The organism is Novosphingobium sp. BL-S-24 (assembly GCF_055521575.1).
Genome location: NZ_CM145487.1, coordinates 148,094 through 165,707 on the forward strand (window position 1 = coordinate 148,094; position 17,614 = coordinate 165,707).

At 59.3% G+C, this 17,614-nt stretch carries 17 protein-coding genes and 2 pseudogenes; 3 read left to right on the forward strand and 16 right to left on the reverse strand.

From position 1 onward, the window contains the following. Nucleotides 1-63 precede the first annotated feature (63 nt). The 10 genes from ACZ1JM_RS00550 to ACZ1JM_RS00595 all read right to left on the reverse strand — a co-directional run bounded on the left by ACZ1JM_RS00550 (nt 64) and on the right by ACZ1JM_RS00595 (nt 11,039). Nucleotides 64-1,347 carry a cystathionine gamma-synthase family protein gene (locus ACZ1JM_RS00550; RefSeq protein WP_465132157.1) on the reverse strand — a complete coding sequence of 428 codons (1,284 nt, stop codon included), beginning with the start codon at nt 1,345-1,347 and terminating at the stop codon, nt 64-66. Between the two features lie 72 nt (nt 1,348-1,419). Continuing rightward, a complete protein-coding gene (locus ACZ1JM_RS00555; protein ID WP_465132158.1) occupies nt 1,420-2,808 on the reverse strand; it encodes an aminotransferase-like domain-containing protein in 1,389 nt (462 codons plus the stop codon). A 6-nt stretch (nt 2,809-2,814) separates the two neighbouring features. Next, nucleotides 2,815-3,117: a hypothetical protein gene (locus ACZ1JM_RS00560; RefSeq protein WP_465132159.1), complete on the reverse strand. Its 303-nt coding sequence runs from the start codon at nt 3,115-3,117 to the stop codon at nt 2,815-2,817. After that, nucleotides 3,110-3,538 carry a DUF983 domain-containing protein gene (locus ACZ1JM_RS00565; RefSeq protein ID WP_465132160.1) on the reverse strand — a complete coding sequence of 143 codons (429 nt, stop codon included), beginning with the start codon at nt 3,536-3,538 and terminating at the stop codon, nt 3,110-3,112. The genes ACZ1JM_RS00560 and ACZ1JM_RS00565 overlap by 8 nt, the downstream gene beginning before the upstream one ends. An 89-nt stretch (nt 3,539-3,627) precedes the next feature. After that, entirely contained in the window at nt 3,628-4,695 is a 1,068-nt protein-coding gene (locus ACZ1JM_RS00570) for a nuclear transport factor 2 family protein (RefSeq protein ID WP_465132161.1), read from the reverse strand. Next, complete coding sequence (locus ACZ1JM_RS00575) at nt 4,692-5,438, reverse strand: SDR family oxidoreductase (protein WP_465132162.1); 747 nt, start codon at nt 5,436-5,438, stop codon at nt 4,692-4,694. The genes ACZ1JM_RS00570 and ACZ1JM_RS00575 overlap by 4 nt, the downstream gene beginning before the upstream one ends. 78 nt (nt 5,439-5,516) lie before the next feature. Next, a complete protein-coding gene (locus ACZ1JM_RS00580) occupies nt 5,517-7,793 on the reverse strand; it encodes a TonB-dependent receptor (protein WP_465132163.1) in 2,277 nt (758 codons plus the stop codon). 181 nt (nt 7,794-7,974) lie between these two features. Further along, nucleotides 7,975-9,312, reverse strand: a complete 1,338-nt coding sequence (locus ACZ1JM_RS00585) for an aromatic ring-hydroxylating oxygenase subunit alpha (RefSeq protein WP_465132164.1) — start codon at nt 9,310-9,312, stop codon at nt 7,975-7,977. An 89-nt stretch (nt 9,313-9,401) separates the two neighbouring features. Further along, nucleotides 9,402-10,076: a TetR/AcrR family transcriptional regulator gene (locus tag ACZ1JM_RS00590; protein ID WP_465132165.1), complete on the reverse strand. Its 675-nt coding sequence runs from the start codon at nt 10,074-10,076 to the stop codon at nt 9,402-9,404. A 75-nt stretch (nt 10,077-10,151) separates the two neighbouring features. Next, nucleotides 10,152-11,039 carry a LysR family transcriptional regulator gene (locus ACZ1JM_RS00595; RefSeq protein ID WP_465132166.1) on the reverse strand — a complete coding sequence of 296 codons (888 nt, stop codon included), beginning with the start codon at nt 11,037-11,039 and terminating at the stop codon, nt 10,152-10,154. Between the two features lie 87 nt (nt 11,040-11,126). Here ACZ1JM_RS00595 and ACZ1JM_RS00600 point away from each other — a divergent pair, with 87 nt between their 5' ends. Beyond that, the gene (locus ACZ1JM_RS00600) at nt 11,127-12,299 is read left to right on the forward strand and encodes an isovaleryl-CoA dehydrogenase (protein WP_465132544.1); all 1,173 of its coding nucleotides are present in this window, start codon (nt 11,127-11,129) and stop codon (nt 12,297-12,299) included. Nucleotides 12,300-12,340: 41 nt separating this feature from the next. On the opposite strand, the gene ACZ1JM_RS00605 is transcribed toward ACZ1JM_RS00600, so the two are convergent. Beyond that, a complete protein-coding gene (locus ACZ1JM_RS00605; protein ID WP_465132167.1) occupies nt 12,341-12,739 on the reverse strand; it encodes a helix-turn-helix transcriptional regulator in 399 nt (132 codons plus the stop codon). A gap of 17 nt (nt 12,740-12,756) precedes the next feature. Between ACZ1JM_RS00605 and ACZ1JM_RS00610 the strand changes: the two are divergent. Continuing rightward, a pseudogene (locus tag ACZ1JM_RS00610) lies at nt 12,757-13,115 on the forward strand (elongation factor 1-alpha C-terminal domain-related protein); the annotation flags it as partial. Then, nucleotides 13,091-13,225 (forward strand): annotated as a pseudogene (locus tag ACZ1JM_RS00615) (DUF1993 family protein); the annotation flags it as partial. The pseudogenes ACZ1JM_RS00610 and ACZ1JM_RS00615, both read left to right, overlap by 25 nt. A gap of 25 nt (nt 13,226-13,250) precedes the next feature. On the opposite strand, the gene ACZ1JM_RS00620 reads toward ACZ1JM_RS00615, so the two are convergent. The 5 genes from ACZ1JM_RS00620 to ACZ1JM_RS00640 are packed head-to-tail and all read right to left on the reverse strand — an operon-like array spanning nt 13,251 to nt 17,597. Then, nucleotides 13,251-14,336, reverse strand: a complete 1,086-nt coding sequence (locus ACZ1JM_RS00620) for an NAD(P)/FAD-dependent oxidoreductase (protein ID WP_465132168.1) — start codon at nt 14,334-14,336, stop codon at nt 13,251-13,253. Further along, complete coding sequence (locus ACZ1JM_RS00625) at nt 14,333-15,034, reverse strand: methyltransferase domain-containing protein (protein ID WP_465132169.1); 702 nt, start codon at nt 15,032-15,034, stop codon at nt 14,333-14,335. The genes ACZ1JM_RS00620 and ACZ1JM_RS00625 overlap by 4 nt, the downstream gene beginning before the upstream one ends. Nucleotides 15,035-15,037: 3 nt before the next feature. After that, nucleotides 15,038-16,135: a type III polyketide synthase gene (locus ACZ1JM_RS00630; RefSeq protein ID WP_465132170.1), complete on the reverse strand. Its 1,098-nt coding sequence runs from the start codon at nt 16,133-16,135 to the stop codon at nt 15,038-15,040. Next, entirely contained in the window at nt 16,135-17,364 is a 1,230-nt protein-coding gene (locus tag ACZ1JM_RS00635) for a beta-ketoacyl-[acyl-carrier-protein] synthase family protein (RefSeq protein ID WP_465132171.1), read from the reverse strand. Before ACZ1JM_RS00635 ends, ACZ1JM_RS00630 begins: the two co-directional genes overlap by 1 nt. Beyond that, a complete protein-coding gene (locus tag ACZ1JM_RS00640; RefSeq protein WP_465132172.1) occupies nt 17,361-17,597 on the reverse strand; it encodes an acyl carrier protein in 237 nt (78 codons plus the stop codon). Before ACZ1JM_RS00640 ends, ACZ1JM_RS00635 begins: the two co-directional genes overlap by 4 nt. Nucleotides 17,598-17,614: the final 17 nt, after the last annotated feature.

The window sequence follows — 17,614 nt, forward strand, 5'->3', positions numbered from 1 at the left end:
AGGGCATCTATTAAGGAAGTGCTTTTTCCCAGTACGGGAATTACTGCACCGTTCTGGGATTCGTCATGTAGCGTCCAGCGCCTGCGCCAGATCGGCCACGATATCGTCACGATGTTCGATGCCGATCGACAGGCGAACGGTCGATTGCAGCACGCCGATACGATCGCGCACATCGACCGGCACACCGGAATGCGTGGTCGTCGCAGGATGGCTGGCGAGCGATTCCGTGCCGCCCAGGCTGACTGCCAGTTTGAATATCTGCAGCGCATTCAGGAACCGGAACGCCGCCTCCTGACCGCCTACGATATCAAACGCAAAGGTCGATCCCGCCCCGGTGCATTGCGCGGCGAACACCTCCCGCTGCCGCGATCCTTCAGGGAAGAACGGCGGATAGGCCACGCTTTGGACTTTCGGGTGATCGCGCAGGAACGTGGCCGCGATCGCTGCGTTGGCGTCGGCGCGCTCCATGCGCAGCCCCAAACTCTCCAGCGATCGGCTGAGCATCCAGCAACTGTGCGGATCGAGCTGCGTACCGATGGCACTGCGCAGCAGGCGAACCTCGCGCATCAGCGCCGCCGATCCCAGCGCCGCACCCGCCACCAGATCGGAATGGCCGCCGACGTATTTGGTCAGCGAGTACAGGGAAATGTCCGCGCCATGGCGAAGCGGATGCTGGAAGACGGGGCCGAGCAGTGTATTGTCGCACATCAGCAGTGGACGATGGCCCTGCTCGCTCTCGATGGTGTCGCATACGCGGCGCAGGAGGGCGATATCGACCAGCGAATTGGTGGGGTTCGCCGGCGTTTCCACCATGATGATGGACACGCGGCCCATCCCCATGGCCTGCCGCGCCGCTGCGCCGATTTCGTCCTCATCCAGTCCATTGGCAAAGCCGACGGCCTTGACCTGCAGGTTGGCGAATGTCCGGGCGATCAGCGTTTCGGTGCCGCCATAAAGCGGTTGCGAATGAAGGATCACATCGCCGGGCCGCGCGAACGCCAGCATCGCCGTAGTGATCGCGCCCATGCCGGATGAGAAGACGACCCCGGCCTCGGCCCCTTCATAGACGGCAAGTCGGTCTTCCACGATTTCGCTGTTGGGGTGGTTGAAGCGAGAATAGACCAGCCCACGGCCCTGTCCTGGGGGCGGTTCCTTGCGGCCTGCCACGTAATCGAAGAAGTCGCGGCCCTCCTCGGCGGTCGGGAACACGAACGTGGAGGTCAGGAATACCGGTGGCTTTACCGCGCCTTCGGACAGTGCCGGATCGTACCCATAGTTCAGCATCAGGGTGTCCGGATGCAGCTGGTGGTCACCGATGCGGGTCTTGTTTTCGCGCGGGGCGGTCATCTCGTTCTCCTCGATCGGTCCCCACCTTGCGATCAAGCTGCCGCAATGCGCCGCCGGGCGCAATGGTCAAACCTACACGATGCTGACCTTGCGCGTGCCATCCGGGCCGATCAGGGCAGCAAGCAGCGTCAGCGCGCGTTGCAGGCGATCATGGCCGATGGTGCCGCCGATGGAGACGCGCATGCTGGTCTCGACGTCCGGCAAAAGGCGATCGGCGGCAAAGGCTTCGCCGGGGATCGCGGATAGTCCGTGCTGGCGCATGGCTTCCGTAATCTGCTGCGCGTTCGCCCCGCCCGTGGCGATCCACAGGTGGTAGCCGTATTCCTGCGACCTGAATGTAGCGGGGGCAAGGCATTGATGCGCGATGGTCTGGCGCGCCCGTGCCTCGTTACGCACTTCGTCGACGAGGCGTTCGAACATGCCCGTCTGCAGCCATTGCGCTACGATCGCCGCGTTGAGCGGCGGTGCCATCACCGAGGTTTCGTGCAGGTCGGCCGCCAGCCGCCAGGCTCTGGCAACGTCCGGCGCGCGCAGCCATGCCACGCGCAGGCCGGGCGTCAGGATTTTCGAAACGCTGGCGACATGCCACGTCCGCTCCGGCGCGAAAGCAGCGATAGGCGCGGTGGGTTGGGCGCAGAGCAGGCCGTAGGCGTCATCCTCGATCACCAGCAAACCATGGGCTTGCGCAACGGCGGCGATGGATTGGCGGCGGTCTACCGGCATGGTGATGGTTGTGGGGTTGTCGTTCGCAGGGACGATGTAGACGCCGCGAATGCTGTCCGCCAGACACGCTGCCGCCAGCAGATCGGGCCGCATGCCGTGCTCGTCGCATGCGATTGGCACGAGCGAGACGCCGAAACGGCGGGCCAGCGAAAGCAGGCCGGGATAGGCAAAGGTCCCGATCGCGACCCTGTCTCCAGCGGAAAACTCCGCGCTGAAAATCGCATGGAGTGCGTTCTGGCCCCCCGCAGTGACAAGGACGGTATCCTCGTCACACGGAATGCCACGTGCACCAAGCAGGTCCGCGCCGGCCCTGCGTACCGACGACGCGCCGCCGCTGCGCTGGTATTGAAAGGGTGCGCTCATTCCAGAGGAAAGCAGACTTGCCGCGCTGTCGCGAAAGGCGGCGGCCAGATTTCCGCCGAAGCCGTCCGGCGGGGCATTCATGCCGGTGTCGCCCGGATCGGGGCTGGTCGTGGCAGAAGGGGTTGGGGCGGCCTTCGCTCGCACGAAACTGCCGCGCCGCCCGCTGCCTTCGATCAGCCCCAGCCGCTGGGCTTCACCATAAGCGCGGGTGACGGTGGTCAGATCGACGCCCAGCGCATCGGCGAGCACGCGCTGCGGGGGCAGGCGATCGCCGGAGGACAGCGCGCCAGTTTCAATATCGCGCGACAGTGCGGCGGCGATGGCGAGGTATTTCGGCCCGCTTGCTCTGCTGATGTCCGGTATCCAGCCCTGCATCGCCGGTCAGTCCCGATGGAAGAACGGCGGGCGGCCCGCCAACACGTTACGCGCCATTTCGCCGCCGTCGTGCAGGGCAAGCGGGCCTCCGGGCGTGTCCGAGTCCCAGAAATGCGGGTCGGCGTACTGCGCCAGCGCCGCTTCATGATGGGCGGTGCGGGCGGTATAGGCCGATAGCCGCGAGGCGACTGCCGCAACTTCGGGAAAATCATGGGCCTTGCCCGCGCGCAGCATGGCCGCAAGATCGTGCCGGTTGATGGCATCGTAGACGTCCGCCACGATGTGCGCGGCCAGTCCGGTATCAGTCATCCTTGGCGTCCGACCGGGCGTGGAGATCCGCCCAGAGCTTTTCGGTTCCAGCTTCCTGTGCCTTGTTCACGTACTGCGACGCGACGAGCCAGCCCTTGATGTACTGCAGCGGCAGCACGCAGCCGATGGCGAGCAGCGGGAAGGAGGTTACGAGATGGACCCAGAAAGGCGGTTCGTACTTCACCTGCAGCCACACCGCGAAGAACGTCAGCGGGAAAGCGACGATGCACAACGAGAAGAAGGCCGGTCCGTCATCCGGTGCGGCGAAGTTGTAGTTCAACCCGCAGGACGGGCAGCGGTCCTGCAGTTTCAGCCACTTGCGAAACATGCGCCCCTTGCCGCAGCGCGGGCACAGGCCCTTAAGACCACAATGCCAGATCCACTGGCCTTTGCTTTTCGATGCGGCTTCGGGTTCATCCATGATCAGCAACCTCGGCAAGAGATTGCCTGCATATACGCCATCAATGCATGGATGCAATACCCATGCATTGATCCATACAATAACGGAGCCTATTGCCGCGCGAAGGAGTAGACCGGATCGCCCTTGCCGCGCGCACCGTGCAGGTCGAGCGCGGCGTACATGCCGCCTTCCATATCGCGCGTGCTGGGTTCGGAGCGCTGCCAGTCGAGCACGAACGTGCGCTCGGCAATGCCCCACCGTCCGTCTTGCCGTTCGAACCGATCGATGTAGCGGCCGCCGGTGAACATGTCGGTCGATCCGTCACCGCGCGTGGTCGCCACGGCGAGGACATAGGTTTCGCCGACCGCCCCATCGCCGTTCACTTCGATCCACTGGTTTGCGATCGAATGGAACGTCTGGTCGAATGCCGTTTCCACCACGCCGCATATCTCGGCGGCGAACGTCTTGCCGTTGCCGTTGAACGCGCCGCTGACGACGGTGCTGTCGGAGTGAAATATACCTGCGAGCAGTTCCACGTCAGCGCGGTCCACGCCGCGGCAATAGGCCATGGTCAGGTCAGCGATCTGCTGGCGGGAGATCACCGCGTCGATCATGCTGTCGTCATGCGTCATCGTCGTTGCTCCTTGGGCCTGGTTGCGGGCGCGTGCCTGCGCGAGCAGGGCAATGCCTGCGTCGGTGCTGCCGTGGCTGCCGACCGGGACGTGGTTTCCCAGGGGTCCCAATGCGGGCAGGGCAGTGCCACCCGTCCAGTTAATATTGGTATCGAGTACATAAGTGCGGTGCGTCATGCGCCAGCGGCCATCGCGGCGGGCGTGGCGATCGAGGTATCGACCGCAGATCAGGTGCTGCGTAGCCGGGCCGTCCTCTCCGGCCGAAGAGGCGTAGGCCATGATGTAGCTTTCGGACCAGGCGCTATCGCCATCGCACTCGATCCACATCTGCGCCGTGCGGTGCGACGTGACCGGCCCAGCCTTCTGCGCGCCGCACAGGATCGTCGCAAATTCGGCAGCGGGTCCGGCATAGAAGCGATAATCGACCGTTCCGTCAGGATGATAGCAATCCGCCAGCAGCCCCACGTCCGCACGGTCCACGCCCCGGCTGTGTTGGGCGAGCACGTTGGCGATGGCCTGTTTGTCGGCGATCAGGGCGATGGTCATCGCGCCGTCTCGCCATTGTCGATGACGATGTGCGTACCCGTGATTTGCCGCGATTCCTCCGACGCCAGAAACAGCACAAGGTTCGCCACATCTTCGGGCTTGCCCTGGCCGTAGGTATTCGACTGGTCGCGTCCTGCATCTTCGGGCGGCAGTTCGGCCAGCGCCTGCTGGGTCATCGGCGTTTCATGGGCGCCGGGGGCGATGGCGTTGACGCGGATGCCGTAGCGCTGTTCCTGGCAGTGAACGGCAACGCTGCGCGTCAGGGCGATAATGCCGGCCTTTGCCGCGCTGTACGCTGGAATGGCGCTGATCCCCTTGAGCGCGGCGACCGAGGCGACATTGATGATCGACCCGCCGCCGCCCTTGGTCATGTGTGGAATGGCGGTTCGGCAGCCAAGGAAGCAGCCGTCCACCATTACCTGCATCTGCAGGCGAAAGCTGTCGAGATCGCAGTCCTCGATCGTGGCGAAGCGGACCAGCCCGGCGTTGTTGACCAGAACGTCCAGCTTGCCGAAATGGGCGATGGTCTGCGCGACAACCTGCTGCCACTGCGCCTCGTCCCGGACATCGTGTTCCAGAAACAGCGCGTCGGGAATGCTGGCCGCAACCTGACGGCCAAGATCCGCCTGCACATCGGTGATGACGATCTTGGCGCCCTCCGCCGCCAGCAGCTTTGCGTCGGCAGCGCCAAGGCCCGAGGCTCCGCCGGTGATAAGGGCGACTTTGCCGTGTACGCGGTTCATGAGCTTTCCTTCGTCAAAGCAGTCGTCATCCCCGCGCTGGCGGAGACGACGACAATGATGCTGGGCAGCGATCGACCCCTAGAAGTCGAAGCTGACCGATCCGCCCCACTGGCGCGGCGGTGCGTAGCCCGCGAGACCGGCGTATCCAGGACTGTCGTAGACGGTCGAGAGATAGCGCGAGTCCAGCAGGTTGGTGGCCCACAATCCCACCGACCACGCTGCCTGATCGGGGCGATAGGTAAGCGATGCGTCGACCAGATGGGTCGGCTGAATCTTCGAACGTGGCGTGTCCAGGATCGCGGTGTAGTACTTGGAGCTGGTGTAGGTATAGCTCACGTCGCTCACCAGATTGGCGCCGTTGCCCAGCGGGATCACGAAATTCGCGCCGATGCTGGTGTTCCACTTGGGGGCGTTCTGAAGGCGATATCCCTCAAGATCGATGATCTGCCCGGAAAGCGGATCACCGTAGAGGAATTCCTTGTACTTTGCATCGAGGTAGGCAAGCGACGCGCGCAGGGTCATCCCCTCAACCGGTACGGCCGTGGCTTCCAGTTCGAAGCCCTTGATCTCGGATTTGCCTGCATTGAGGATGCGGTTGCCCTGCGTTGCCGTGGCATTGTCGAAGTAGATCTGCGCAACCTGCATGTCGCGGTAGTTGGTGTAGAATGCCGCAAGGTTGATGCGCAGGCGGCGATCCAGCAGATCGGCCTTTATGCCGCCTTCGAACGTATCGACCTTTTCGGGATCGTAGGGGTTCTCACCATCGGCGGGCACGCCCACGCGCGCGGTGAAGCCGCCTGACTTGAAGCCGCGCGTCCAGCTTGCGTAGAGCAGGGTGTCGTCCGCGATTTCATAATCCGCGCCCATTTTCCAGCCGACGTTGTTCCAGCTTTTCTTGCCGCCGACGGTGAAGCTGCCGATGACGGTATTGCCTTCGCCCGTGTAGTTGGAGCCAGCCGGATTGCCGATGCTGGTGGTGAGGCTGGGCGTCGATTCCGTCTTTTCGTGGGTATAGCGGATACCCGCCTGCAATTTCAGGCGGTCGGTCAGTTGCCAGTAAGCCTGGGCGAATCCGGAAATCGAGTAGTTGTCCTGATCCTGCAGGTTGATCTGCAGCAGACCTGGTGCCGCGAACTGCAGGCGGTAGGCCTGTATGTGATCGTAGTGGTTCTTGAGGTAGAAGCCGCCGACAAGGACGTTGAACGTATCGCTCAATTCCAGATTGGTGCGCAGTTCCTGGCTGAACTGCCACCCCACCGTGCGGCGATAGGTATCGTTGAGGAACAGCGGGCTGCCGTCCTGATCGGTGTATTCGCGCAGTTTGAACCGTTTGTAGCCGGTGATCGACGTCCAGTCTCCCAAGCCGCTATCACGCCAGTTCATCGTCAGCGTGCCCGAGTACGTATCCATGTTGGATTCGTCGGGCACCGAATTGTTGGCGCCGAAGTACTTGTCAGGTGCGACGCACATGCCGGACTGATTGTTGGCCGCGCATGGGCCGACGTACATTCCGGCCGTGCCTGGCGGAACGTAAAGAGCTTCTCCCGGACGCGCGCCGTTGATGACGATCGGCGATCCGTTTCGGGCATTCACATACTCGCCCTGAAGCGTCGCATCGAAGTTGGCGGAGGGGGTGAAGCGCAGATAGGCACGCACTGCGTCCAGGTTCTTGCGGCCCAAGTCGGACCCATCGACGACGTTGGTGACCCAGCCCTTGCGCTGGGTGTGGATGCCCGCGACTTTGAGCGAAAGTACGTCTTTCACCAGCGGAGCCTCAATGGACCCGGTAACGTCGAAGCGATTGTAGTTGCCATAGACCGCCTTGGCCCGGCCGCCGAATTCCCCGGTGGGCTGTGCCGTCACCACGTTGATGACGCCGCCCGTGGTATTGGCGCCAAACAGGGTGCCTTGCGGCCCGCGCAGAACCTCGATCCGGTCCACGTCGTACAAGTCGAGCAAAGCGCCCATTGAGAAGAACTGGGGTACGCCGTCGACGACGATGGACACCGTGTTGCCCGCATAGGGATCCGGCTCGATTACGCCGATGCCGCGCACGGTGAAAACGGCGCTTTGCGGGGTGTTGGCAAAGTTGTCGATCTGGACGTTGGGGATCTGTCCCTGCAGCGCCTGCAGCGAGGTGCCCTGGCGGGCAGCCAGTTGCTCTCCGCCAACGGCGGTGATGGAGATGGGCACGTCCTGGATGTTTTCGGCGCGCTTTTGCGCGGTCACGACGATTTCCTGGATGCCGCCCTGCTGCTGCGGCTCGGCCGCTTCCTGCGCCAGTGTCGCGTGCGGCGCGATCAGCGCGGCCGCCCCCAGGGCAATGCGCGAGCCTGTATTAAGCCATGCCTTCATGTCCATCATCTCCCACTGTTTTATTATGGTCGTCGATCTCAGCGTCGGATTTTCCTACAGGGCCCGACCCTGCTATTCTCGTGCAGGCTCTTTCCAACGCGAACCCGCATACCGCGCCGGCGTCCTTGTAAAAGGCACCGATCGCATGTGTTTCATCAACTAAACCCCCCTTGACGGAGGCTCAGCGCCGTCCTTCCAGATAGTCGTTCAATACTTCGTGGAAAAAACGCACCCGCGTTTCCTGTGCGGCAAGATAGGCGTCGTCATATCCTCGGGAATGCATTCCCTTCTGCTGACCTTCGGCAAGCAGCATATCCTGATAGACGATCTGATCCTTGATCTCCGGCACCCCGCGTCCGTTGTCGAAGGCACGATGCTGGAACTCCGCTTCCCGCAGCGGTTGCGGGCCTGCCATGACCGACTCAACTATCTCCTGCCCTTCGACCGGGAAGGCCATGCACCACAGGTCGAACGTGCACTTGCTCGGATCGGTAGGATGGGGTTCGGTGCGGAACAAGATCAGGTTGTCCGGCAGGAAGCTGATGGTCACGTTGGGAAAGATCACCGTATGCGGGCTGTCGGTAATTTCCTCATCGTCCATGTTTTCGTAGTGCGTGTAGCCACGTTCTTGCCACAGACGCTTTTTGGCGGCCTTCAGGTCCAGCCAGCCCTGCATGGCCTTGGTCTCGTAATCCGGATAGCTGGCAGGGTCGATGTCCCAGGCTTGCAGGATCATGTCGAAGGGATGATCCACACCCTCCGGCAACCGATCCGACAGGGACGGACGCATCGGCTGCACGGTCCGGCCATGCCCGTTCGACCACATCTCGTGACGGGCGGTATCCACGTCCTGATCGATCCATGGCGGAACCTGCGGATGGGCGGTGCGCGTGTGATAGCTTTCGGAGAAGTTATCGGTCGCGAACTTCCAGTTGGTATCAAGGTCGATCTTCATCCAGTAAACGCGCACGGCCGTGTCCATTGGATAATTCTTGTAAAGATCAGGCATGGGCGCGAGGTAATCCAGCAGTTCCGGCGCCTGGTCATCCATCGTGTACCAGACAAAACCGCCCCATGTCGCGCAGCGCAGTTCCTTCAACTTCAGTTTTCCGCAAGGATTCCCCTGCGGAAAATCTTCAGGGTCCTGAGCATGCTGCAGAACACCGTCCTTGCCCCATACCCAGCCGTGGTAAGGACATTGGAAAGACTCCTGGGAACTTGCGTCCCAGACCAGGCGCATGCCCCGGTGTCGGCAGGAATTGTAGAAGGCCTTGATCGATCCGTCCTCCTGCTTCACGCAAAAGACGGACTCGTTCATGAAATTATGGACGACGTAATCGCCGGCCTCTTCCAGTTCCGCAGTGCGTCCGGCGATATGCCAGATGCGGGTCCACATACGGTCCCATTCGCGCTGCATGAATTCAGGCGACGTATATCGATCGCCGGTTATCGGATCGCCTCTGAGGTTCGCGGCGTCTCGGCCGTCGATCATCATGGCGTGGATGTCTTGCCGTCCCATCTCTGCTCCTGTCCGAGAGCTTGTGGTTATCTCGTCTCGTTATAGAAACGGATAGCAAAACTGGTCGAACGACCTAACTGATAAAAAGGTCAGGAAGAGGATTTCAGCCCCTCAAGTCCGCTGGCGAAGAATCGCAATGCAGGGCCAGCCATTTGCTCCAGTCGATCGACCGAGTGGTGACCCTCTGAGATATCGTCGAGAAACCCCGGGTCCTGCACCATGAAGATAAGGGCGGCTTCGATCAGGTATATTCCGGCAAGCAGTTCACGTTCACCAATATCCGGCCGATACATGCGGATCCGGTCGATCAGGATCTGCGATATGATGCTCAATTTGGCGAGTATCGGGCGCAGTTCGGGCACTCGATACGTGCTCATCAAGTGGGATGTCATGACGATGTAATTGCGTAAGGGATCGGCCGGCCGGCACGCCGCCTCGAGAAAGGGCGAGATGAAAGCGGTCACCATGCGTTCGAGGCACAGCTGTTCGCCGCTTTCCTCCACTCGGCGAAAACTTGCATCGATCGTATCGTGCAGAAGGTTGAGCTTACGCTCCAGGGCGGCATCCAGGATCAGATGCTTGTTGTTGAAATGGTAGTGGACCACTCCAATGCGCACCCCCGCCTGAGCGGCGATGTCGCGCAGCGACGTTCCCAGATAGCCGTACTGCGCAAACAGGATTTCACTCGCATCGAGAATTTGCCCGCGCGTCGCCTCACCCTTGCTGGGTGCGGCAGGCGATGCATTGAGGCTCGGGCTTTTCATGGCGCCTTGTCCACGCTCAGCCGCTGGACCGCAAGGCGCAACCGACTAGTTTGACCTGCACAAACCTAACTTCGATCAGGAAATGAAGGCGCATGAAACATCCAGAGCCCGGACAACCGCCTCAGCCAAGGCACCATTACGCAACGTTTCCGCATCTGCGTGGGGCGCAAAAATGAGGCCCAGTTCTCTGGTGAAATCAAAGCCATCAAGACGCACGCGAGCGACACCATCCTCGAAAAATCCATCCGGCATGATGGTAATCCCCAACCCGGCTCGGACATAGCTGAGGGCACGGTCGTCACTTGCGGTCCGCGATGGAAAAGCCGGGCGGACACCACGGGCCGTAAAAAATCGGCTGGTCTCTGCCAGCAACTCACAGTGACGGCGCACAATCATTGGATCATCGATCAACTCTTCGGCGCGGATGCTTTCTCGTTCCGCAAGACGATGGTCAGCCCCCAGTGCCAAAGAGTATCCCTCTGTCAGAATAGGTCGACTGACATACTGCTCACCGCCATCGCGAAGCGTCGTCAGCGCCAGTTCGATGCGACCGCGAGCCAGCCGCTCGCGCAGATCGCGATCTCTGCCTTCGAGAATTTCTATCGGATGGCTTGGCGCACTGGCCCGGTATTCAGCCAGCAAGCGTTCGGTCCAGACGCGAGGGGTGGACGACAAGACGCCGAGACGAATGGGCCGTACGGATGTAGTGTCGAGCACTTCCCTTTCGGCAGCCGTGAACCCGGCTTCGATCGCTCGCGCATAGCTTACCAGGCGGGAGCCCGCTTCCGTCAGGGCAACGCGCCGATTGCTCCGGGTGAATAGCGGACGACCAAGGGACTGCTCCAGCTTTGATATCCCGACCGAGAGCGTGGGTTGAGACACATTGCATGCCACCGCTGCGCGCGAAAAGTTTCCGGTATCAACAACCGACAAGAAATAGCGCAGATGGTATCGGTCGATCATAGACAAACTCTATAATGTTTTTGCCGGTGTTTCAATTTTCCAGATGCGACCTTTCGTCGTACATCGGTGTTGAAGCACACGGAGATGATGATGGTCGAACTGGATTTCCAAATCGGGGAAATGGCGAACTCGATCCGCGAGACGACGCGCCGATTTTCGCTCGACCGGATTGAGCCGATCGCAGCCCGGATTGATGCCGAGGATAGCTTCCCTCGGGAGCTGTGGCCACAGATGGGCGAATTGGGCCTGCACGGGATCACCGTTGAGGAACAGGACGGGGGCCTGGGGCTCGGATATCTCGAACATCTGATCGCCTGTGAAGAGATCAGCAGATCGTCTGCATCGATAGGCTTAAGCTATGGTGCGCATTCTAATCTGTGCATCAACCAGATCCGGCGCTGGGGCAACGAGGACCAGAAAGCGCGGTATCTGCCTAAACTGATTTCGGGCGAGCATGTTGGCAGCCTCGCGATGTCTGAATCCGGCGCTGGCTCCGACGTGGTTTCGATGAAGCTGCGCGCCGATAAGGTTGACGGCGGATATCGCCTTAACGGAACCAAGTTCTGGATAACGAACGCCAGTTATGCCGACACGCTGGTGGTCTATGCCAAGACCAAGCCGGACGCTGGTTCCAAGGGTATCACCGCGTTTCTGATCGAAAAGGATTTCCCAGGATTCGCGATCGGCCAAAAGATCGACAAGGTTGGCATGCGCGGTTCGCCTACGGCAGAACTGGTGTTCGACGATTGCTTTGTTCCCGATGAGCAGGTGATGGGGTCCGTCGATGGCGGCGTCAAAGTGCTTATGTCCGGTCTGGACTATGAGCGCGTCGTCCTTTCGGGAATACAGCTTGGCATCATGCAGGCATGCCTTGATGTGGTTCTTCCCTTCGTTCGCGAGCGCAAGCAGTTTGGCAAGCCAATTGGTGAGTTCCAACTGATGCAGGCGAAGGTCGCCGACATGTATGTGGCGCTGAATTCTTCGCGAGCCTACGTGTACGCCGTGGCGAAGGCGTGCGACGCAGGAAAGACCACGCGCTTTGACGCCGCTGGATGCATCCTCCTGGCATCGGAAAATGCGGTGAAAGTGGCGGGTGAGGCCATACAGGCGCTCGGAGGTGCGGGATATACCAAGGACTGGCCGGTCGAGCGTTATTGGCGTGACGCCAAGTTGTTGGACATCGGCGCTGGTACCAACGAAGTGCGCCGGATGCTTATCGGTCGTGAATTGATCGGGCAGGATGCACCTAGAGCGCAGTAAGGCGGTTGCTTGCTAATCTGCGCCTCGCGCTGGCGATACATTCATCTCGCCAGCGCGAGGACACTGGTAAGAATGATCCTTACCAGTTCTGCCTGGCCTCTCGCGCCGGTTTTGGCGTATATTTTCTTTGAATAATTGCGGCCTGTTTCCACCGTTAGGCCAAGGCTGCGAGACGCGTCTGCAATCGAGAGGCCCTGGGAGATTGCCCAAGCGAGCCGGGCCTCACTAGGCAGCAGGCCAAACAAGTCGACCAGTTGGTCACACCGATCGGCGCTCGACCATTTATCACCGCTGACATACGCTATGGCTACGGCTGATCCCTGCGAGTTTGATGCCCGGCCCCTGACCGGATGCAGGATCATATCCATGAGTGGATCTCGACTGAGATTGAGAGCCCGGGCCCGTGCATCTGGTTCGCTTGCGAATTTCTTGATCAACATCGACACTTCCCGGTCGATCGCGTGGCGATGTGATCGCTGCCGCCGATAATCCACCGCAGACAGCCGACCAGTTCGAGGCGACGATCGTCTGGATGGCCGATGAAGAGATGCTGCCCGGACGTTCCTAATGGCTGAAGATCGGGCCGCAGATGGTGACTGCAACGATCCAGCAGCCCAAGTACCAAATCAATGTCAATACGATGTAGCAGCTTGCTGCCAAGACGCTCGACCTGAATGCAATCGGTGTAGCCAATTGTCTACCCACAAGCAGATCGTCTTCGAGCCATGTTACCAGAACCGCACGCTTGGTGGTTTCATTCTGATCGACACGATCTCCAACGCGACGATTGCGATTGGGCATTGCCGCAGTTCTATTTCCATCTGATGGCCGCGTATGCCATTTTGCGCACTGAGGGAGTAGAGTTAGGAAAGGCGGACTATGTCAGTCATATGTTTGCGTTTCTTCGGCCTGCCGCGCAACCTTGATGACGAAAAATGCGGTTCATTTGACTTACCCTTTCAGCCTTGTTCTCAAGGCTAAAAAGGATAGAAAATTTGGGCAGAGTTGCAGGACTGAAAGCAACGGTTTCATCATTCGTGGACTGTTAGCGGCTCGATGAAGTGTCATTGCGCGACTTACTTGCGAGGATACTTCATTTCGCACCATTTTAGTGTACTGTTGAACCGAAATGTCGCCTTCGATGCATTTTGCCGCGAATGAAGCGCTTCTTAATGCGATCGACATTCCATCCCCGGTCAGAGGTGCCGTGACTGCAGCCTGATCGCCGATCCGATACACTGCGTCCATATCGTCGGAGGGATGATGAATATACCCATACGGCAAGCGGGCAATTGATAACGGCCGTTCGAACAAAGGCTTCGCGTTTAGAAGGCGGCGCGCGACATGATCAATCTCCATCAACCGGTTCAAAATGCCATTCCATGAATTGCCGTTTCTGGACAGATAGTCATTTCTTATAACCATGCAGAGATTGAGCGTCCGTTCCGACACTCGTTGAATTCCAGCATAGCCTCCATCAAACCATACTAGCTCAATTGCACTATCTAGTTCTGCGACCTGGGCGGTATCGATTTCCCAATGAGTTTTGAATCCGACGTAATCAGTCTTAATTCCTGATGTGATACGTGGGGCAGTTCGTATATCGTATTTACCACTGGCCAATAATATTGAGCTGGCGTTTGTTGTCCCAAGATTGGAAGTCACTTTGCCAGATTGGATTTCCGAAACTTTTACACCATAATGGACTTCGGCACCACTTTCACGGGCTAAGGCGAGCAAAGCCTGGTCCAGCGTCTTGCGACTCAGGCTGAGGGCAGTGAAGGGAAGAGTAGCTTCGATAATCTTGCCTTGGCCGATCACTCTTACGCGATCGATAGCGACAGCACCCAACGCTAGAGGCTCCACGCCGATCGCTCTAAGATCAGTTTGCGCCTCGATAGAAAGGAATTCACCGCATACCTTGTCTTGGGGTCCGTGCTGGCGTTCGAACAAATGGACGCGCCTTCCGGTTCTAGCCAAACTAACTGCAGCCGATCCTCCGGCCAGTCCGCCGCCGACTATGACAACGTCGCTCACCAGTGCTTCCGTTCAACACAATAGCGAAAGGGGAAGTGCCATTGGACTTTGGCAGGCGTCTGAGCAGTGGCCAGCAATGAGTCCCACTCCTGCCGGCGAAAAGCCCGCGCGATTGATAAAGGCCCGTCATGGCGGACAAACGGATGCCATTGCATCAGTCCAGAAAAAAAGCGGAACCCATGATAGGCAATCCAGTGGCGGTGCAAATCATTGATGAACCAACCCAAGCGTGAATAGCGCTCCATCTGGCGAAGAAACAAGATGATCTCATCATCAAGCATATGATGAGTAACGAGAGAGCTTACTACGAGGTCTATTTGCACGTCATTGCTGGCAAAGGCGTCACCAGTCCGATAGTCAATGGACAGTTCCGGCGAAGTCATGCTGCGAGCAATAGCTTCGCTTCGAGGGTTGATATCGTACCCTATGAAGCGACAAGAGCGACGCTTTTTTGATGCATGAACCGCCATCGAACGTAGCATATCGCCGGCCCCGAAACCTACGTCGACGATAGTCAAAATACGATCGGCCGGAGTGGCGGCGAAAGCTCGGTCTAGGAATTCCAGTGTAGGTCGCCGCGCAAGGGTGAGTGTGTTGACTGCGGCTAGGTCTTCCAAGCAGGCAGCGAAGACCGATGTCGGGACAGTATCGCCGTCCATCCATTCCGGATCGGTGGAGCGATGGCTTAAATCGACCACTGCCTAGGCCATCCTAAACGTGAAACTTTCGCACGCGAGACCGGGCCCGAAGGCCATGGCCATCCCATTGCCTCGTGATCCGCCCGATGAACGTGCCTCCAGCATCGACGCCAGAACGAACATCAACGTAGCGGAAGACATGTTGCCAAACTTCCGTAACACGTCGCGAGAGTGTTGTAGTGCTTCCGGCGCGAGGTCGAGCGATCGTTCTACGGCATCAAGGATAGTGCGCCCTCCGGCATGCACGGCCCAGAGATCATATTTAGCAGGATCAAGCCCTCGGAATATGCCTTGGGGGCTGGCTTCCTCGCGTTCCGAACGCAGGGCGTTTCCTATGGATGCAGGGACTTTTCCATCGAGATGCATATCAAACCCCTGATCGCCAATCCTCCACGTTATGGCGTCAGTCGATCCGGCGATTGACGCGGAACGGAAGTCTGTGAGCGCGATCCCGTGCTGGTCTGCGGTCACCAGTGCTGCAGATGCGCCATCCCCAAATAGAAGCATCGACAGCAATCGTTCCAGGTTTTGCGTGCGTTGAAAATGAAGGGAGCAAAGCTCGACATTCACGACGAGCACGCGGGCATGAGGCTCCGATCGTACGATATGGTGTGCTGTCCTTAGGGCGTTGACCGCGGCGTAGCAGCCCATGAATCCTAAAACGCTTCTCTCTACGGAGGGATCCATGCCCGTCTTCGCTATGATCAATTGATCCAGGCCAGGTGCGATAAACCCCGTGCAGGAAGCGACTACGAGATGTGTGACGCCTTCGTCAGAGATATTTCCGCCCATTGCCTCTATAGCCTGGACAGCCAGAATGGGCGCATCACGTTCATAACGAACCATCCGTTCGGCAGTGGAGGGCCAATCGCCTAATCCATAGAAACGGTCACGATCGGTTATAACGCCATCGGACAGAACTTCAGGCTCTAGGAAAGAAAATCGACGCTCGATCCCCGAGCGGCCCTCCATTCTATCAAATAGCCGAACATGATTGGGGTCATCGAGCAGACCACGTACAAAGGCAGTAAAGGCATCGTGAACTTGATACGGTGGTACGGCCGTGCCGATTTTGTTTACGTAAGCGACTGTGGTCGTCATCAGTATCGCTTCCCAATCAGAACTGCATTGAGACCTCCAAAGGCAAAGCTGTTTGAAATCAGCACGTCATGGTCAATAGGCTTTGCAGCCAGAACCAGCGGAAGATCGCATTCAGGGTCGCTGCTTTGGTAATTCAGGATCGGTGGCGCCATGCCTGTGTTCAGCGCTTTCATGCCGATGATAAATTCCAGAGCGGCGGTGGCCCCGATAAGATGGCCATGTGCAGACTTCGTCGCGATGACGTCAACTGTTTGTAGTGCACCGCCGCACACTGCTCGCACTACTTCTGCCTCCGCGCGATCGTTGAGGCGTGTGCCTGTCCCGTGGGCAGAAATCAGCGCTGGGCCGTGGAACGGTAAGTCGGCATCTTCGTGAGCGTTTCTGATGGCCATTTGAATTCCGGCAGGGTCAGGCGCCGTCATATCACGCGCATCACTGCTTGAGCCATAGCCAGCAAGCTCGCCCAATATCGTAGCGCCCCGTGCCTGAGCATGCTCTTCGCTCTCGAGTATCACGATCGCGGCGCCTTCGCTCAACACCATGCCGCTGCGTTCTTTGGAGAAGGGGCGGCATGTATCATTCGCCATCACTCCCAGGGATTTCCATCCCACCCATGACCCCAGGTTCAGACAGGCTTCCGATCCACCAGCGATGGCGACGTCCGCTCGGCCCGCCCGGATCATATGCATCGCTTCGCCCATGGCCTGAGCGGAGGAGGCGCAGGCACCGGCTACCACGAAAGTCGGCCCATGGATTCCAAGCAGCATGGCGACATGACTCGCCGGCGCGGAGATCATCGATGCGGGAATGGTCTGAGGATGCACTTTTGCCAGCTCACGACCATACAGTCGTTCATAGGCGGTATCGACGGTGGTATTGCCCCCGCTGCCGCAACCTAGAATTACAGCAGTGCGCGTCGCAAGCGAGTGATGACCACGCAAGCCCGCTTGACCCACCGCCTCTACTGCCGCCGCCAGTGCGTAAAGCGAGAGCGGATCAAGATGGCCGAAACGTCGCAAATCCTCCTGTGCTATCAAATTATCGAAGCTGCCGGGATCAATCCACGCCGCAGGTCCATCCATGGCACGCGAAGGGTGATCTGGCGGGGCATCTCGCGTAAGTCTGCGAATAGCCCCACTACCTGATAATGCCCTGGACCATGTCTCTGTTACACCGATCCCCAATCCGCTTACGCAGCCATATCCGGTGACGACGACCTTTCGCTTCATGCCGCAGCAAGGCGGGTGACGAGCGCCACAAAGTCACTGATGGTGGAGGTCGGGCCAAGTGCCTCAGAATCGACCACAACGCCGAACTTGTCCTCTATCGCAAACAGGGCGCTTGCGACATCGATGGATCCGATATCAAGCTCATCGAACGTTGCATCAGGGCGTAATGCTTCCTGATCAAGCCCGGACTCCTCGGCGATAACGGAAAGTACCTCAGTGGGAGAGACTGGCATCCGGCTCCTTTCGCGCT

What these genes read in the sequence shown, in the direction of transcription:
- ACZ1JM_RS00635 (WP_465132171.1), bottom strand. Translation starts at nt 17,364, where the DNA reads ATGAAGCGAAAGGTCGTCGTCACCGGATATGGCTGCGTAAGCGGATTG.
- ACZ1JM_RS00555 (WP_465132158.1), bottom strand. Translation starts at nt 2,808, where the DNA reads ATGCAGGGCTGGATACCGGACATCAGCAGAGCAAGCGGGCCGAAATAC.
- ACZ1JM_RS00595 (WP_465132166.1), bottom strand. Translation starts at nt 11,039, where the DNA reads ATGATCGACCGATACCATCTGCGCTATTTCTTGTCGGTTGTTGATACC.
- ACZ1JM_RS00575 (WP_465132162.1), bottom strand. Translation starts at nt 5,438, where the DNA reads ATGAACCGCGTACACGGCAAAGTCGCCCTTATCACCGGCGGAGCCTCG.
- ACZ1JM_RS00560 (WP_465132159.1), bottom strand. Translation starts at nt 3,117, where the DNA reads ATGACTGATACCGGACTGGCCGCGCACATCGTGGCGGACGTCTACGAT.
- ACZ1JM_RS00580 (WP_465132163.1), bottom strand. Translation starts at nt 7,793, where the DNA reads ATGAAGGCATGGCTTAATACAGGCTCGCGCATTGCCCTGGGGGCGGCC.
- ACZ1JM_RS00590 (WP_465132165.1), bottom strand. Translation starts at nt 10,076, where the DNA reads ATGAAAAGCCCGAGCCTCAATGCATCGCCTGCCGCACCCAGCAAGGGT.
- ACZ1JM_RS00600 (WP_465132544.1), top strand. Translation starts at nt 11,127, where the DNA reads ATGATGGTCGAACTGGATTTCCAAATCGGGGAAATGGCGAACTCGATC.
- ACZ1JM_RS00550 (WP_465132157.1), bottom strand. Translation starts at nt 1,347, where the DNA reads ATGACCGCCCCGCGCGAAAACAAGACCCGCATCGGTGACCACCAGCTG.
- ACZ1JM_RS00630 (WP_465132170.1), bottom strand. Translation starts at nt 16,135, where the DNA reads ATGACGACCACAGTCGCTTACGTAAACAAAATCGGCACGGCCGTACCA.
- ACZ1JM_RS00585 (WP_465132164.1), bottom strand. Translation starts at nt 9,312, where the DNA reads ATGGGACGGCAAGACATCCACGCCATGATGATCGACGGCCGAGACGCC.
- ACZ1JM_RS00565 (WP_465132160.1), bottom strand. Translation starts at nt 3,538, where the DNA reads ATGGATGAACCCGAAGCCGCATCGAAAAGCAAAGGCCAGTGGATCTGG.
- ACZ1JM_RS00570 (WP_465132161.1), bottom strand. Translation starts at nt 4,695, where the DNA reads ATGACCATCGCCCTGATCGCCGACAAACAGGCCATCGCCAACGTGCTC.
- ACZ1JM_RS00605 (WP_465132167.1), bottom strand. Translation starts at nt 12,739, where the DNA reads ATGTTGATCAAGAAATTCGCAAGCGAACCAGATGCACGGGCCCGGGCT.
- ACZ1JM_RS00640 (WP_465132172.1), bottom strand. Translation starts at nt 17,597, where the DNA reads ATGCCAGTCTCTCCCACTGAGGTACTTTCCGTTATCGCCGAGGAGTCC.